At 64.6% G+C, this 16,230-nt stretch carries 10 protein-coding genes and 1 pseudogene; 6 read left to right on the plus strand and 5 right to left on the minus strand.

Annotation, left to right across the window (positions count from 1 at the left end; all coding sequences use genetic code 11):
- Positions 1-18: 18 nt before the first annotated feature.
- Together ACFB49_RS22640 and ACFB49_RS22645 are read left to right on the plus strand one after the other, a co-directional pair.
- Entirely contained in the window at positions 19-2,838 is a 2,820-nt protein-coding gene (locus tag ACFB49_RS22640; RefSeq protein WP_380873985.1) for a TonB-dependent receptor, read from the plus strand.
- Between the two features lie 115 nt (positions 2,839-2,953).
- Entirely contained in the window at positions 2,954-3,688 is a 735-nt protein-coding gene (locus ACFB49_RS22645; RefSeq protein ID WP_380873986.1) for an MOSC domain-containing protein, read from the plus strand.
- Positions 3,689-3,795: 107 nt separating this feature from the next.
- On the opposite strand, the pseudogene ACFB49_RS22650 reads toward ACFB49_RS22645, so the two are convergent.
- Positions 3,796-4,114, minus strand: a pseudogene (locus tag ACFB49_RS22650) (GIY-YIG nuclease family protein).
- A gap of 158 nt (positions 4,115-4,272) precedes the next feature.
- Complete coding sequence (locus ACFB49_RS22655; protein ID WP_380873987.1) at positions 4,273-5,553, minus strand: spinster family MFS transporter; 1,281 nt, start codon at positions 5,551-5,553, stop codon at positions 4,273-4,275.
- Between the two features lie 135 nt (positions 5,554-5,688).
- Between ACFB49_RS22655 and ACFB49_RS22660 the strand changes: the two genes are divergently transcribed.
- The 4 genes from ACFB49_RS22660 to ACFB49_RS22675 all read left to right on the plus strand — a co-directional run bounded on the left by ACFB49_RS22660 (position 5,689) and on the right by ACFB49_RS22675 (position 10,597).
- Positions 5,689-6,285 carry a TetR/AcrR family transcriptional regulator gene (locus ACFB49_RS22660; protein ID WP_380873989.1) on the plus strand — a complete coding sequence of 199 codons (597 nt, stop codon included), beginning with the start codon at positions 5,689-5,691 and terminating at the stop codon, positions 6,283-6,285.
- 82 nt (positions 6,286-6,367) lie between these two features.
- The gene (locus ACFB49_RS22665) at positions 6,368-7,126 is read left to right on the plus strand and encodes an SDR family NAD(P)-dependent oxidoreductase (protein ID WP_380873990.1); all 759 of its coding nucleotides are present in this window, start codon (positions 6,368-6,370) and stop codon (positions 7,124-7,126) included.
- Between the two features lie 83 nt (positions 7,127-7,209).
- The gene (locus ACFB49_RS22670; RefSeq protein ID WP_380873991.1) at positions 7,210-9,600 is read left to right on the plus strand and encodes a TonB-dependent receptor; all 2,391 of its coding nucleotides are present in this window, start codon (positions 7,210-7,212) and stop codon (positions 9,598-9,600) included.
- A 79-nt stretch (positions 9,601-9,679) separates the two neighbouring features.
- Positions 9,680-10,597, plus strand: a complete 918-nt coding sequence (locus ACFB49_RS22675; RefSeq protein WP_380873993.1) for an MBL fold metallo-hydrolase — start codon at positions 9,680-9,682, stop codon at positions 10,595-10,597.
- A gap of 52 nt (positions 10,598-10,649) precedes the next feature.
- Here the strand turns inward: ACFB49_RS22675 and ACFB49_RS22680 are convergent, their stop codons facing one another.
- The 3 genes from ACFB49_RS22680 to ACFB49_RS22690 form a co-directional block, all read right to left on the minus strand.
- Positions 10,650-12,809: a methyl-accepting chemotaxis protein gene (locus ACFB49_RS22680; RefSeq protein ID WP_380873995.1), complete on the minus strand. Its 2,160-nt coding sequence runs from the start codon at positions 12,807-12,809 to the stop codon at positions 10,650-10,652.
- Between the two features lie 204 nt (positions 12,810-13,013).
- On the minus strand, positions 13,014-13,439 hold the full coding sequence (locus ACFB49_RS22685; protein WP_380873996.1) for a flagellar biosynthesis protein FlgB: 426 nt from the start codon (positions 13,437-13,439) through the stop codon (positions 13,014-13,016).
- Between the two features lie 11 nt (positions 13,440-13,450).
- The gene (locus tag ACFB49_RS22690; RefSeq protein ID WP_380873998.1) at positions 13,451-16,174 is read right to left on the minus strand and encodes a hypothetical protein; all 2,724 of its coding nucleotides are present in this window, start codon (positions 16,172-16,174) and stop codon (positions 13,451-13,453) included.
- Positions 16,175-16,230 lie beyond the last annotated feature (56 nt).

A 16,230-nucleotide genomic window follows, 5' to 3' on the forward strand; every position in this document is an offset into this window, starting at 1 on the left:
TTTTCTTGGGGGAAAATCATGTCGAAACAGCCGAAACATCTTTGGATATCCTGTGCATCCTTTGCCCTTGTTGCGGGCTTCAATAGCCAGGTTGCCTGGGCGCAATCGACGCTGCCCACCAATACATCTGCCGCTACGGAATCTTCGCAAGCCGACATCGTCGTTACCGGATCGCGCATCCGCCGCGATCCGTTGCAACAGGATGCGCCGATCGTCTTTGTCGACCAGAGCGACATCGCCAAGACCGGCCTCAATTCGGTGGGCGATGTGCTGCAGCGTCTGCCGAGTTCGGGCGGTGGCCTGAACGGCAAGTTCAACAATAGCGGCAATCTGGGCAACCCGCCCGATGGCGGCGGCGTGGGCGCGGGCGCGGCCGAAGTCGACCTGCGCTATCTTGGCTCGCGGCGCGTGCTCGTGCTGGTCGACGGCATCCGTTACGTGAACGGCGCATCGGCGAGCGGCGTGCCGGGATCGACCGACCTCAACTCCATCCCCGAAAGCGCGATCGAACGGATCGAGGTGCTGCAGGATGGCGCATCGGCGATCTACGGTTCGGACGCGATCGCCGGCGTCGTCAACATCATCACCAAGAAGGGCCAGGCCGGCTTCATCGGATCGGCGCAGATCGGCCTTTATGAACAGGGCGACGGCGCCAGCGAGAATTTCCAGCTGAGTTGGGGCAATGGCACCGACGGGCCGTTCCAGGTCGTCATCGGCGGCAATTACAACCGGCAGCGCAGCGTGTCGGCGGGTGACCGCGCCATTTCCCGCTTCCCGGCGCCTTATTCCGACACCTGCGCCGACGGCGGCTGCTCGGGCTTCCTGCCCAATGGCCGCTACGCGATCTTCGGCCAGGATCTGACGCTCATCAACCCGGTGCTCGGCCGCGTCGCGACTCCTGCCGACTTCCGCGATTTCGTGAGCCCCGACGACCGGTTCAATTTCGGTCCGTTCAACTATCTGCAGATCCCGCTCGAACGCTACGGCCTGTTCGGCAATTTCCGCTACGAGGTTTCGGACGCGGTGAACCTTTCGGCCAAATTGCTGTGGAACCAGCGTAAATCGAAGAATCAGGCGGCGCCCCTGCCGTTCGGCGTCGGCCAGGCCGCGGGCATCACCCCGGTGCTGGACGGCACCAGCGTCGACGCCACCAACCCGTTCAATCCGTTCGGGGTGACGCTCGACGCATCCAACACGGACTTCATCTATCGCCGCTTCGTCGAAGGCGGGCCGCGCCAGTTCCACCAGGATGTCGACACCATCTATGGCGTGGCGACCCTCGACGGCCGGTTCGGCGGCGATTGGTATTGGGACGTCAATGCGGCCTATGGCGAGAACAAGGCCAAGCAGAAGATGTTCGGCAATATCAATTCGGGCAATCTGCGCCAGGCGCTGGGCCCGATCGCCGATTGCACCGCGCCCTGCGTGCCCTTCAACCTGTTCGGCGGGGCGGGCTCCATCACCCAGGAGATGATGGATTTCGTCACCTTCGTGCAGCAGGACAAGAGCAAGCAGGAGACGCTGGACCTGACCGGCAACATCACCGGCAAGCTGCTGACCTTGCCCGGTGGTCCGCTCGGCATTGCCGCGGGCGTCGAATATCGCGATCTCAAGGGCCGCTTCGACCCCGATCCGATCGTCGCCGCGGGCTTCAGCTCCGACATTCCGGCGCTGCCGACCAAGGGCAGCTATTCGGTGTGGGAAGGCTATCTGGAGCTCAACGCGCCGTTGATCTCCGACAAGCCCTTCGCCCAGTTGCTCGAGCTCAACGGCGCCGTGCGCTTCTCCGATTATTCCAAGTCGGGGTCGACGACGACGTTCAAGGGCGGCGTCAACTGGAAGCCGATTACCGACCTGCGCCTGCGGGGTTCCTATTCGGAAGGCTTCCGGGCGCCGTCGATAGGCGAACTGTTCGGCACGCAATCGCGTTTCGACCAGCAGCTCGACGATCCCTGCTCGTCGCATCCCGACACCACGGCGGCACGCAATTTCCAGAACGACGCCACGGTGCGCGCAAACTGCATCGCGGCGGGCGTGCCGGCCAGTGGCAGCTATCAGCAGGCCAACCCGCAGATATCGGTGCTGGTCGGCGGTAACGAGGATCTTTCGCCGGAAACGTCGAAGAGCTGGAATTTCGGCGCGGTCTACAGCCCGTCCTTCTTTACGGGGCTGTCGCTCGAGGTCGATTATTACGACATCAAGGTCCGCGGCGCGATCCAGTCGATCGACGCGGAGGTGACTGTCACCAACTGCGCGGTCAACAATGATCCCACGGCCTGCGGCCTCGTCACCCGCGCGGGCGGCGGCCAGCTGACCCAGGTGGTCGGCCTGCTCCAGAATATCGCCGGCATCGATACGGACGGGCTGGATGTCAACCTGACCTATCGCACCGGCGAGACCGACTGGGGCAATTTCGGCTTCACCTGGAACAACACCTTCCTGTTCAATTATGACGTGATCGTCCCCACCGCGACCGGCACCCAGACGATCAGCCGCGAAGGAACCGAACAGGGCAGCCCGTCCCAGGGTTTCCCCGACTGGAAGGCGATCGGCATCCTCGACTGGGACAAGGATGATTTCGGCGCGACGCTGACCGGCCGCTATGTCTCCAAGCTGAAGGAAGCCGGCGGCAATGTGATGAAGGCCCGCTTCTACACCGACCTCCAGCTTCGCCTGATGATCGGCGAGGACAAGGATTTCGGCTTCGCGCTGGGCGTGAACAACATGTTCAACGTCAAGGCGCCGGGATGCGTGACCTGCGACATCAACAATTTCGATCCGACGACCTATGACCTGCCCGGGCGCTATTTCTACGCGCGGGCTTCCCTGAAGATGTAGGTTCGACGGTCTCGCGGCGTTCCGCCTGCCTTTCGCAAGGCAGCGCGGGGCGCCGCGGGTTCGTGGCCCGCGGGCGACGGTTGAACCGCGGTCCCGCTTTCTTTACGCCAGCCTGATGAGCGAAGTGGTTGGCCGGGTGATCGAAATCATGCGCTACCCGGTCAAGTCGATGGCCGGCGAGCGGCGTTCCGCGACCGAGATCGACTGGCAGGGGCTGGAAGGCGATCGCCAATATGGCTTCGTGCGCAAGGGCAACGCCACGCGCTTCCCCTGGTTTACGGCACGCGACCATTCAGAACTGGTGCGCTATCGCCCGCACTATGACGATCCCGATCGGCCGCGCACATCGCCGGTGCAGGTGACGACGCCGGACGGGCACAGTCTTTCGTTGCAGGACGCGGCGCTGCGCGCGGAGCTGGAGCGCGCGGCCGGGATCGAGTTGCAACTGCTGCAACTCGGCATCGGCGCCTATGATGCGATGCCGGTGTCGATCGTCACCACCGCCAGCCTGGCCGCGCTGGAAGGCCGCCATGGCAGCGCGATCGACCGCCATCGCTTTCGCGCCAATATCGTCATCGAGAGCGATATGCGCGACGAGGACTGGCAGGGCGGCCGCGTCCGCTTCGGCGATGGCGACGATGCCGCGGAACTGCTGGTCGCCTGCCCGGTTGGGCGCTGCGCGATGGTGACGATCGACCCGGCCACTGCCGATCGCGACCCGACCATATTGCGCACCGTGGCGCAGGAGTTCGGCAATGCCTTCACGATGTACGCCTCGACGGCGCGGCCGGGCGTAGTGCGCGAGGGCGATCGGGTGCAGCTGGAGCGCGAGGACGGATTCCGAGGATGAACGATGGTCGGGTTCTGGGTGGAAGGTACTAAGGGCCGAAAGTCCGAAGAGGTCGGGGAAGCGGACAGCACCTTTTCGTCACCCCGGACTTGTTCCGGGGTCCACCGTTACGCAAACGACACCGTCAGCGGAACCAGTCCGAACGACACGGCCAAGTCATTCCACGATGGATTGTCCCGCTCGATCAGATTGCGTTTCCAGTCCCGACGCCACCGTTTGATCTGCTTCTCGCGCAGGATCGCGGCTTCCATTGAGCCGGCATATCCCAATAAACGAGCGTCTTGATGCCATATCGCTTCGTGAAGCCGTCGAGCACGCCTTCGCGATGCTGGACGATGCGGCGAAGAAGATCGGAGGTGACGCCGACATAAAGCGTCCGTTCAGGCCGCTGGTGAGAATGTAGACGCAAGGCTGGCGCTCGATCATCAAAGACGATGTTTGCTGCACAGTGGACCCCGGAACAAGTCCGGGGTGACGAAGGAGGGGGCGTGTCCTGCCATGGCCCCTTCGTCGGCGTGTCCCGACAGGCTGCAATTGAGCAGAAAAACGCCGATAGCGGCCATGATCGCCAACCTGCCGCTCAGCTAGGCGCTAGTATCCACCAGCAGGCGATCGGCGGCGCGCCATAGCAGCAGGGCGCCGGGGAAGCCCGCGGCGATGGTAATGAGGAGCGCCATCTGCAGCCCCGTGGCCTCACCGCCTAGCGGATCGCTGATCAGGCCGACGATGAACGGGCCGAGCAAGATACCGGCGAGCATGTTGAACAACGTGAACAAGGCGACGCCGGTGGCGCGGATGCGATCGTCGAAGACGTGCTGGACTGACGTCATGACACCGATCGACCAGCCGCCACCAAGCAGGCCCGAGGGAATGGCGAGGAGGGCGACCATCGTCATATCCGGGGCCAGCGTCGCGCCGCTGATCGCCAGCGTGGCGATGGCGAGAGCGATCGCTGACAGACGTAGCGGCCAGCGTCCGTCGCGCAGCACCAGCCGATCGGAGAGGAAGCCGAAACCGATCATGCCGGCGATCGCGGAGAGGCCGAAGGCGGTGCCGAACAGGCCGGTCGCTTCGGCCAAGGGCACATCGAAGCGGCGGACCAGCAGGCTGGGCGCCCACATGCCGAACGCCATGCCTGAAAAGCTGCCGAGTGCTATGCCGATATTCATCTGGCGATAGACCGGCAGGCGCCACAGGCGGAGGAAGGTCGCCCACAGGCCGGGCCGTTCGGCGTCCGCCTTTTGCGTGGAGCGGGGCGGCTCGGCCATTGTTAGCCATGCGGTGAGCGCCACGGCCGCGCCGATTCCGCCGACCCAGAAGAAGGCGTCACGCCAGTCGCCGGTCGCGGCGATGGCGGGGCCGACGATATAGCCGCCCATCTGACCAAGATAGATGCCGAGGCCGAGAATCGCGAAGGCGAGTCCGCGGCGATGTGGAGCGAAGCGATCGGCGAGGATCGAATAAGCCGGCGCGATGAACGCGGCCTCGCCAATGCCGACGCCGACACGCATCGCCGCCAGCGTCCAGCCGGTTTCCGCCATGCCGGACAGGAAGGTGAAACCGCTCCACACCAGGCACCCGCCGGCCATGATCGCGACGCGCGACCAGCGATCGGCGGCGCGCGCGAGCGGCACCGAGGCGATCGAGTAGAGAAGCGCGAAGGCCGGCCCCATCAGCAGGCCGATGAAGCGATCGTCGAGGCCGAGATCATGGCGGATCGGTTCGGCAAGGCCAGCGATCAGATAGCGATCGGCATAATTGAAGCTATAGACCACGAGCAGGATCGCCAGCGCATACCATGCGCTGGAAACTCGTCCTGCTGCGGGCGCAGCTTGGCCGTCGAGGGCAAGATCCCGGCTCGCCATGGCGTCTCTCTCCAATCGTTGCTGGCGATCGGCCGGGGCTGTATCCGCCCTCGTATCCAATGCTCTCGATTTGTAGCGAACATAAATTTATACTGCCGTCCAAGTCTAGACTGAAACGCCCACACGGATCGATCCATGTCCCAAACGCTGTCCCGCCGAGAACTCAACAAGGTCCGCACCCGCACCGCGATCCTCGATGCCGCCCGCGCCGGCTTTGCCCAGCATGGCGTGCAGGGGACGACGATGGACGAGATCGCGGCGACTGCGGAGGTCTCCCGCGCGACTCTGTTCAATTATTTCACCGGCAAGGGCGAGATCCTCGATCATCTCGTCGAGGAGATGCATCTGCATTTCTTCGCCCGACTCGCCAGCTATTCGACGATCAACGATCCGATCGAGCGGGTGCGCCTGTGTTTCGTCGAGACGGGGGAGGCGATGGAGCGGGACGCAGTGCGGCTGCGCCCGATCGTCGGCTATTCCGAACTGGGGTGGAACGAAAGCGGCATCGTCAGTCGGCTCGAACGGCTGACCGAAAGCTTTGAAAGACTTCTGGAAACGCCGGGAAAGCCATCCAAGCGGCAACTGCATGATCGCCGGGTCGTGGCCGAGATGATGGCGGGCATCTTCATCGGCATGATCCACAACTGGCGGCTCAACGAGGATTATCCGCTGGCCGATCGGCTGGGGGAGGCGGCGTGCTGGATCGGCGGAATGTTGAGACATCGGTCTTGATTTGGACTTCAATATAAAGATAGACCATCGTCCATAAAGATTCGCGGGCGGCATCCTGCCGTCACGTGAGCGGGGATGATGGATGCGTGGCTTGAGTGGAAAGGCCGGTGTGATCGCCGGCGGCGGACGGGGCATCGGCGCAGCGACCGCGACCCGGCTGGCGGAAGAAGGCGCCGCCGTCGTCATAGGTGATATCGAGGGCGAATGGGCGGAGGCGACCGCGGCGCGCATTCGTGACGCGGGTGGCCGCGCGATCGGGCTCGGCTTCAACATCTGTGATCCCGCCTCGGTCGGCGAGCTTGTCCAGACCTGCCTCGAAAGCTTCGGTCGCCTCGATTATTTCCACGCCAATGCGGCGGGTGGAACGCAGGGCGACATTGATGCGCTGACGATCGACCTCGACACGTTCGACCGCTCGATCGCGCTCAACCTCCGTTCCTATCTGATCTGCACGCAGGCCGCGGTGCCGGCGATGCTGGAACGCGGCGGCGGCGCCATGCTCTACACCAGTTCGGGTGCGGCCTATGGCGGCGCGCCGTGGCAGGTGGCCTATCCGGTCGCCAAGAATGGCGTCCATGCGCTGATGCGTCACGTCGCCGCGCGCTACGGCAAGCAAAGCGTGCGCGCCAATGTCGTCTGCCCCGGCCTGGTGCTGACCGAAGCGGCGATGGAACATCTCAACGAAGACTATCGGGAAGCGGGGCTGAAGCGCGCCGCCAGCCCGCGCCTCGGCGAAGCGAAGGACATCGCCGCGATGGCGACATTCCTGATGTCCGACGATGCGGAATGGATCACCGGGCAGGTGATCAGCGTCAACGGCGGGATGGCGATGCGCGACTGAGCGGCGCCCCGACACACCGGCAATTCGTGAAACCGCGCACCGGCCGAACCGACAGGGCGGGCGCATCCCAGGGAGAGAGACGAATGACCAAGACCTATCTGATTGCGCTTGCGGCGGGCACTGCGCTCGCCACAACACCGGCGCTGGCTGCGGAGGCGACGGCTGTTTCGGCAGCGGCGGCACCCGCGGTAGAGGGGGCAGCGGATGGTGGCCTTGAGGACATCGTCGTCACCGCGCAGCGCCGCGAGGAAAGCCTGCAGAGCGTGCCGGTGGCCGTCACCGCGGTGGGCAGCGAGACGCTGGCCGCGCTGCGCGTCGCCAATATCCGCAACCTTTCCGGCCTCGCGCCCAGCCTGCAGGTGACGGCACAGGGGCAGCAATCGATCCCGCTGATCAGCATCCGCGGCATATCGTCCGGCACGTCGACCAACTCGGTCGATCCCAAGGTCGGCATCTATCTGGACGGCGTCTATGTCGGCCGTTCAGTCGGCGCGATCTTCGATCTGGCGGATATCGAGCGGGTGGAGGTGCTGCGCGGGCCGCAGGGCACTCTGTTTGGCCGCAATGCGACGGGCGGCGCGCTGAGCCTGATCACCGCCACCCCGACCGGCGAGTTCGGGCTGAAGCAAACCATGTCCTACGGCAATTTCGATGCGTTCCGATCGCGCACCGTGCTCGACCTGCCAGCGCTCGGGCCGCTCAGCCTCAAGATCGCTTATCTGCATGACGAGATCGAGGGCGATGTCGACAATCTGATCGGCGGCACCACACTCGATTTCACGCCGCGCGCGCCCGATTTCGGCACGCTGAAGATGGCGGACAAGCTGGGTGGCCGTAATGTCGATGCGGTGCAGGTCGCCGCGCGGATCGACGCGAGCGACGCGCTCACCATCGACTATCGGTACGACTACACCGATTCCCGCACGGTGGGCCGTGGCGCCCAGCTTTTCGGGCCGCTGCCGGGCAGCGCCGGCAATTTGCAGCGCGCCATCCTGGGTTTCCAGGGGCTGACCGGGGGCATCACCAATCTCGGCACTGAACGGTTCGACGCGCTCGCGGCCGGCACCAGCACCGATCATATGAAGATCCAGGGCCACAGCCTGACGATCAATTGGGACCCCGGCGACATCATCTCGGTCAAGAGCATCACCGCCTATCGCAAGTTCACGCAGAAGCCGGTGGTCTATGATCTGGCGGCGAGCGGCGGGCTGAAATTCACGCTGCCGCAGTTCTTCGGCCTGATCACGCCGGGCCAGATCGGCCAGGTGTTCAACCCCGCCAACCAGCCGGGGCCAAACGACTATTTCTATTCGCTGCTGACGGCGCGATCGACCAGCCAGAAGCAGTTCACCCAGGAAGTGCAGTTCACCGTCACGCAGGACGCGTGGGACCTTGTCGCCGGTGTCTTCTACTTCCACGAAAAGTCGCCCGCGGTGGACGTGCTCGGCATCTTCCAGCCGATCGCCAATGGCGTCGTCATCACCACGCCCATCGACGCCGCGTTCGGCAGCGGCACCACCCGCACCGTCGCCATCAACGATTCCATGGCGATGTATGGCCAGGGCACCTGGCACATCAATGACCAGATCGACCTGACGGGCGGCATCCGCTTCACCATCGACGATCGCGAGACGCAGCTCATCGCTGTTTCGGGCGCGCAGGGCGGCATGCTCAAACCCGGCACCTATAAGAGCGATTACAGCCGCGTGAACTATGCGGGCATCCTGACCTGGAAGCCCAATTCGGACATCACCGCCTACGCCAAGATTTCCACGGCCTATGTCGCGGGCGGGATCATGAACGCGATCCCTTATGACCCGGAATCGCTGACCTCCTACGAGATCGGCATCAAATCGCAGTTCCTGAACAACCGCGTGCGCGCCAATTTCGCGGCCTATTTCAACGATTATAAGGATCTGCAGGTCAACAATTTCGTCAACGGCGTGCAGGCGTTCAACAATGCCGGCAAGGCCGAGATCCCGGGTTTCGAGCTGGAGGTGGATGCCAGGCCGACCGACTGGCTGACCTTGAGCGGCAATGTCGGCTATTCGGATTTCAAATATAAGGAATTCGTCCTCAACGGGGTGGATATCGCCGACATCGCGAAGCCGGCCTATCTGTCGAACTGGACGACCCGGCTTTCGGCGCAGGTCGACCTGCCGGAGATCGGCAGCAACGGCGGCACGCCCTTCGCGCGGATCGATGCGCGCTGGCGGTCAGATTCGAACATCGTCAACCCGCTGCCAGCGGACCCGGTGCTGGCGGATCTCGCCGTCACCAAGGCCTATTGGCTGGTCGATGGCCGCATCGGTATCTCATCGCTGGAAATTGGCGGCGGCAGTTTCGATCTGTCCTTCTACGGCCAGAATCTGTTCAACGAGCGTTATTATCCGTTCGGCGCACCGGTGATCGGCCTCACCGCCATCTATGATCGCGGCCGTACCTATGGGATCGAGCTTTCCGCGAAGTTCTGAACGGAGTGAGGCAAGCCGTCACAGGCTTGCCTCAACCGCCTGATTGATCGACATTCCCCGGAAATAGGGGAGGGCGATCATGCGCTTTATCGTGACGGGCCTGACATTGCTGATGTCGACCGCGGTGGCCGCACAACCGGTCGATCCCGCCAAGGTGAATATCCGATCGGTCACGCTGGCGCCGGGTGTCGCCGTGCTGTTCGGCGCAGGCGGCAATATCGGCGTCAGCCATGGGGCGGACGGCACGGTGCTGATAGACGACCAGTTCGCCCCGCTGACCGACAAGATCAATCAGGCGGTGAACGGGTTGGGCGCGAAGCCCGTCCGCTTCGTCATCAACACGCACTGGCATGGCGACCATACCGGCGGGAACGAGAATCTCGGCAAGGCGGGCGCCGTTATCGTCGCGCACGACAATGTCCGCGCGCGGATGTCGACCGAACAGTTTATGAAGCAGTTCAACGAACGCGTGCCGGCGTCACCAGCGGGCGCACTGCCGGTCGTCACCTTCGCCGAAGGCGTCGCGCTGCACCTCAACGGCGACACGTTGAGCGTGGTGCATGTCGAACATGCCCACACCGATGGCGACGCGCTGGTGAAGTGGCAGAAGGCGAACGTCCTCCACGGCGGCGACGTGTTCGTGCGCTATGGATTGCCCTTCATCGACGTGGGATCGGGCGGCAGCATCCAGGGCATGATCGCAGGCGTGGACAAGGCGATCGCGATGGCGGATGCCAATACCAAGGTCATTCCGGGGCATGGCGAAATGGCCACCCGTGACGACATGATCGCCTATCGCGACATGCTGAAGACGATCATGGATCGTGTCGCGGCGGGGCGGAAGGCGGGGCAGACGCTCGCCCAGATCCAGGCGAGCAAGCCGACGCGCGAATGGCCGGCGAAGCCGGGCGACTTCATCAAGCCCGACGATTTCGTGGCGACGGTCTATGCCAACCTCGCCGAGCCGCCATCCCGTGACGGCGACCATAAGCATTGATGGGATGATGGGCCTCACCCCCGGCTCGCGCCGGCGATGAGGCCCGATCCTATCAGGCGGCGAGCCGTTCCGAACGGGCCGCAGCCGCGACGGGCTGGCCGGCATCGGTGCGGAACTGCGCGGCCTGCTCGGTCAATGATGCCACTTCGCTGTTGAGGTTGCGCGCAGCGGCCGAGGTTTCTTCGACCATCGCCGCATTCTGCTGCGTCGCCTGGTCCATCGTGCCCACCGCGACGCTGATCTGCGTGATCGCGGAGGATTGCGCCTGGTTGTCGCGCGCCATCTCACCGAGCAGCGAATGCACTTCGCCCACGCCGTCGGCGATGCTGGCGAGCGCATTGTCGACGCGCTGGACGGCCTCGACCGCGGTGCCGATGTCGGTCTGCGTCAGGGTGAGCTGATCGCGCGCCTTCTTGGCTTCCTCCTCGGCGCGCATAGCGAGCGCGCTGACGAGATCGGCGACGACCGCGAAGCCGCGGCCCGCTTCACCCGCACGACCCGCTTCCACCGCCGCGTTCATGGCGAGGACGCGGGTCTGGAAGGCGATCTTGTCGACGCCCTCGATCACCTCGTCGATGCCCTTGGCGCTGCCGCGGACGCGGTCCATCGCCTGCACCGCCTCATCGGCGACGGAGCGGCCGCCGCTGACCGTCGAGATCGCCTCGTCGGCACGCTCGACCGTCTTGGACGCGTTTACGGCGCTCGCCTTCAGGCGATCGTCGATCTGCACGAGCGCGGCGGAGGTTTCCTCCAGGCTCGCGGCATTGGCTTCCGTGCGACGGGCAAGATCTTCCGACGCCTGGGCGATTTCCTGCGATCCGGTGCGGATGGCAGTGGCGCTGTCGGTGACGGTGCCGATCATCTGGCGCAGGCCCGTGACCGCTTCGTTGAAGTTGGTCTTGAGCACGGCGTAGGCACCGGGGAAGTCCGCGCGGATCTCGGTCGTGAGGTCGCCATCGGTGAGGGCGGAGAGCCCTTCGCCGATCGCGGAGGTGATCAGCTTCTGCTCCTGCGCCGAGCGGGCGTCGGCGGCGGCGCGATCGGCCGCAGCCTGGCGGAACACGTCGGCCGCGCGGGCCATCGTGCCAATCTCGTCATGCCGGTCCGTTTCCGGCACGGCGAGATTTTCGCCCTTGGCGAGCCGATCGACGGTTCCGCTGAGCGCAGCCATCGGCCGACCGATGATCGAACGTGCGGCGTAGAAAAGTCCCGCGAGCGATGCGCCGACAATCAGGATGCCGCCGACAATGAGCTGCCACGCAAGACTGCGCGCAGGCGCGCTGATCGTCGCTTCAGGCACGTCGAGCACGAGCGCCCAGGTGGCATCGAGGCCCTTGAACTTGATCGGCCGGATTGTCCGTTCAACGGCCACGCCGTCGATCTCGATATTGTCGAGGGTATCCGTCTTGCCGCTGGCGATGGCGGCCTTCACGCGATCGAGCCCGGTATCGGCATAGGGCTTCATGCGGAGCGCCGGATCGTGATGCGCAACCCACAAGCCATTGCCCGAAAGCAGCATCACCTTGCCCGTTCCGAACGGTTTCAGCGCTGCCAGGCGTTCCGATATGTCATCGAGCGCGATGTCGAGCCCGGCGACGCCGATGACCTTCCCGCCAGCCTTCACCGGGAAGGCGACCGACGTCATCGTGATCGTCTTGCCGCCGACCTGATAGGGATAGGGTTCGGTGATCGCGCCGCGACCGCTGTCATGCGCGAGCTTGTAATAGTCGGCCGAATAGACGCCCGTCTCGGTATTGGGCTGCATCGCGACGCCGCCGTCCTGCTTGATCCAGTAAGGCATGAAGGCGCCATCGGCGCGCGAGCCCGAATGGGCCGTCATATTGGCATCCTGGCCGTCATAGCCGTTGGGTTCGGCGAAGAACCAACTGCCGAGCACCATCGGCGACGCATTGACGTTGGGCTTGAGCACCGACATCGCGAGATTGCGGTCGCGATTGCCCGACTGATGGAGGGCCGTGAGCGAAGCGGCCATCGACTGCGCCGCCGCCTCGATCGCGGTGATATCGGTTTCGAGGGCGTTGGTTTCGGAATCCGCCTGTGCCGTCGTCGCGTCGCGCGAAAGCGTGTCCACGACCGCATTCGATTGGAAGATGACGACCGAGAATCCGACGATCAGCAAAAGGCCGATCGACAGACCCGCCACCGACATCAACTTACCGGCGATGGCCATCCGGTTGAACATTGCATGCATGAGGGTTCCCCTGCTTCGGGGCCGGACGGTCATCCGCTCCCCTTCCTGCCCGCAGCCCCGCCCGACTGTGTATCCAGCCCGGTCATCGGCAAAAGCGGCACCCGTTCATTATAGATGAGCTGCAGGTGAGCAGGTCGGAACCGGCAAAAATTCGGCAATGTTCCGAAATGATCTGCGGCAATATTATTGCGTCACACCGGATCGTCAGTTGCGGCCGATGGCGGCTTTCAGCAGGCCGATCTGCTTGCGATAAAGATTGGTCATCGCCGCGAAGTCGGCCTGCACCTCGCCCATCTTGAGCAATTGTTCTTCCAGCGTGACGTTATTGCCGTCGGGCTTGGTTTCGCTGGTGTCCTTGTCCATCACGACATTGCCGCCGGCCTGCGGTGGACTGGCGCCGAGCGCGACCATGCCGCTGGTGATCTGAATGCGGGGGCGAGCGACGCGCGGCGCGCCGGCGGCAGTGCCCTGCGCCGCGAGCAGTGCCGAGAAATCGGGCGCCTTGACCTCGCGCGCCTTGAAGCGCGGGGTTTCGCTATTGGCGATATTTTCCGAAATTACGCGCTGGCGTTCGGAGAGATGCTTCATCGACAGGCCGATGCCGGTCAGGAGCGGTGGAGTGGTGGCCATGATGGAATTCCTCAGCTGCCGGTGGTCAGGCGATCGAGTGCGGCCTGATAGTTGGCGAGTTGGGCCTGTTGATAGGCTGAGCCGTTGCCGGTGGCGCCATCGACCAAATTGGCTTTGCCCGTATCCCAATAGAGCGAGCGATAGGCGGTTTGCGTCATCGACAGCGCCGACTTGATCTTCTCGAGCGCGACCGACGCGCTCGCTGCGGTGTTGAGGTTGAGGGCATCGTCGAGCGCGAGGCCGAAATTGCCGCCGGGCCGCACCTTGGGATCCTTTGGCCCGGCCGGCGTGGGGACGGACAGGCGGGCCGGCTCCATGCCGAGCTTCGCCAGCGCATCCTTGCCGTCGACTCCCGCGATCAGTTCGATCGCATAGCCTTCCTTGGCGTTGATCCGGAGCGTGGCCTTGCCGTTGATCTTGGGCGTGGTGATCGCGGCATTGGCGCCGGTGATCTTGCGGATCTTGTCGGCGAGGGTGGTCAGCGTTTCGTTGGCGGCGATGGTGATCTTCTTCACCCGGCCGCCGGCTACGCTGATACTGAACTCGTCACCGGCGCGGAGGCTGGTCTGCGCTGTCAGCGACGTGGATTCGGTGACGTTCACCGTGCCACGGCGCAGGCCGAGCGCGCCGAGCACGCTGGCGCCGCCGGTGGCGGCCGCGATCCGCACCGGCTCGGTCCGATGGGTCGGGCGGCCGAATTGCGAGGTGTTCTCGATCGCGCCGGTGGCGGTGTCGATGCGGCTGACGAAACCGTCGGTCGCGCCGACGCGAGCGGCGCCGATCGCGCCGGTGGTGCGGCCGCCGATATAGAGCGCGCCACCCATGAAGGTGACGCTGTCCACCTCGTCACTGTCGGCCGAGCCGATATAGGTGGTGCTGGCACCCGAGAGTGCGCTGTCGATACGGGTGACGAAGCCGTCGCGCCCGCCGCTGAGGCCATTCACCTGCGTGCCAGAAAGGGCAGCCTGGGTCGCACCGACCACGGCGATCTCGCCGGTGGCGGAAACCGCGATGGCGCGCGCATCGGCGCTGCCCAGTGCGATCGAGCCGAGATCGGACGAGAGTGCCGACGCATCGAGACGGCGGAGCGTGGCCACGCCATTTTCGCGGGTGAGGGCGAGCAATTCGCCCGAGCTGTCGATGGCGAGCGCCGCGACGCTGTCGCTGCCGCCACTGTCGATCGTGCGGCGTTCCTGCAACTTGCCATTGGTATCGAGCCGCGCGACGAAGGCATCGCCGCCGCCGGTCGCGGACTTGCCGCCGACATAGACCGACCCGTCGGCGCCAACGGTGACGGCGTTGGCGGTGTCGTTGCCGAGCTGGCGTACCGAGGTGGAGAATTTCTCGTCGCCATTGGCATCGAATTTGGCGACGAGCATGTCGCTGTCGGTGCCGAGACTGCCGTTGAACGGCCCCTTCACCGTGCCGGCGACGACGACATCGCCATTGGCGGCGATGCTGACCGCGGCCCCTTCCGCTTCGCCGGCGACGCCCAGAGTGCGTTGCCAGACGACCTTGCCCTCGCTGTCGAGCTTGGTGAGGAACAGGTCATTGCCGCCATCGGAGAGATTGGCACCGAGATCGCCCGCGGTGGTGCCGACGACATAGCTGAAGCCCTGCGCATCGGTGGCGATGGCGCGGGCGGTGGTGGCGGCGAAGACCTGGACGGGGGCGGCGTCCTTGTCGGTTGAAGGCTTCGCCGTGAGCTGCGCCTGTTCGGTCGCGGTGCGATCGATCGCGGCGATCGAGCCGATAATGTTGCGGTCGAGCGCGCCGGTAGGATCGTCGAAGCGCAGGATCTGGGCGGTGGACGGCGCATCGAGCGCGGTCTGTCCGCTGACGACCATCAACGCATCGCCGGCATTGACCTGATCGAGCGCGAGCTTTTCGGTGCCCGCCGACTTCATCACCAGGCCCCATTTTCCGTCATTCTTCTCGACGGCGAAGCGGGTCTGCCAGCGCGGCAAGACATTGCCGCCGGCATCGGTGACGGGATCGCCGTTCACGTCGAGCATCGGCACGGAGGTGATCGCGGCGTTGAGCTGCGCTGTCACGGAATCGAGCGTCGGCGGTTGCGTGCCCTGCGACAGATCGACGGTGACGGTATCCTTGATCGAACCGCGGGTCAGCTCGATCTTCAGCACTTCATTGCCGGTGAGGCCGGGGATGGCGGCATCGCGGGCGGTGACGACGCCGGTGGCGACCGTCTTGTTGTTCGACGAGCCGGCGGCCATGCCGACACTTTGCGCGGTGCGGGCGGGCAAGCCGAAGGATAGTGCGACCTTGTCGGTCGGCGCCTGGCCCAGATAGGTCTGGAGATCGGCGAGGCCCTTGGCAAACGCCGCCTCCAGCGATTTGCGCTCGCTGGATGACGTGGTCTTCTTCGCGGCGCTTTCCGCCAGCAGGCGAAGCTTGTCGAGCGCCTTGTAGCTGGTGAAGGCGGTCTGGATATCGGGCAGGTCGCTGATCTCGTCGCTGGCCGACTTGTCGATGATCGACTTCAGCCGCTTGATCGTGGCGATCTGCGAGGAAACCGGATCGGTGGAGGGGGCCTCCTTCCAGGGCGGCGTGGTTTCCGGGGTTGTGAAGGCCAGTTTGGCCACGCGGACGGCGGCGCTTTCGAACGTCGTGTCGATGCCGCTGGTCAAGAAGCTGTTGCTGCCGGTGAGCATGCTCAAGCCGATCAGGCCGTTGTTGAAATTTATCGTCAAATTCACCTCCGCGAGCCGGCTCACCCCGCCTTCTCCTATAAGATAGAGGGAACAGGGCCTCCTTGGCCGCAAACGCGCCA

It is taken from the genome of Sphingomonas sp. DBB INV C78 (assembly GCF_042693015.1).
Taxonomy (GTDB): Bacteria; Pseudomonadota; Alphaproteobacteria; order Sphingomonadales; family Sphingomonadaceae; genus Sphingomonas_E.

Bases quoted from the DNA above. Each gene is read 5' to 3' on its own strand.
- ACFB49_RS22660 (WP_380873989.1), top strand. From the start codon at position 5,689: ATGTCCCAAACGCTGTCCCGCCGAGAACTCAACAAGGTCCGCACCCGC.
- ACFB49_RS22670 (WP_380873991.1), top strand. From the start codon at position 7,210: ATGACCAAGACCTATCTGATTGCGCTTGCGGCGGGCACTGCGCTCGCC.
- ACFB49_RS22645 (WP_380873986.1), top strand. From the start codon at position 2,954: ATGAGCGAAGTGGTTGGCCGGGTGATCGAAATCATGCGCTACCCGGTC.
- ACFB49_RS22655 (WP_380873987.1), bottom strand. From the start codon at position 5,553: ATGGCGAGCCGGGATCTTGCCCTCGACGGCCAAGCTGCGCCCGCAGCA.
- ACFB49_RS22680 (WP_380873995.1), bottom strand. From the start codon at position 12,809: ATGCATGCAATGTTCAACCGGATGGCCATCGCCGGTAAGTTGATGTCG.
- ACFB49_RS22675 (WP_380873993.1), top strand. From the start codon at position 9,680: ATGCGCTTTATCGTGACGGGCCTGACATTGCTGATGTCGACCGCGGTG.
- ACFB49_RS22685 (WP_380873996.1), bottom strand. From the start codon at position 13,439: ATGGCCACCACTCCACCGCTCCTGACCGGCATCGGCCTGTCGATGAAG.
- ACFB49_RS22665 (WP_380873990.1), top strand. From the start codon at position 6,368: ATGCGTGGCTTGAGTGGAAAGGCCGGTGTGATCGCCGGCGGCGGACGG.
- ACFB49_RS22640 (WP_380873985.1), top strand. From the start codon at position 19: ATGTCGAAACAGCCGAAACATCTTTGGATATCCTGTGCATCCTTTGCC.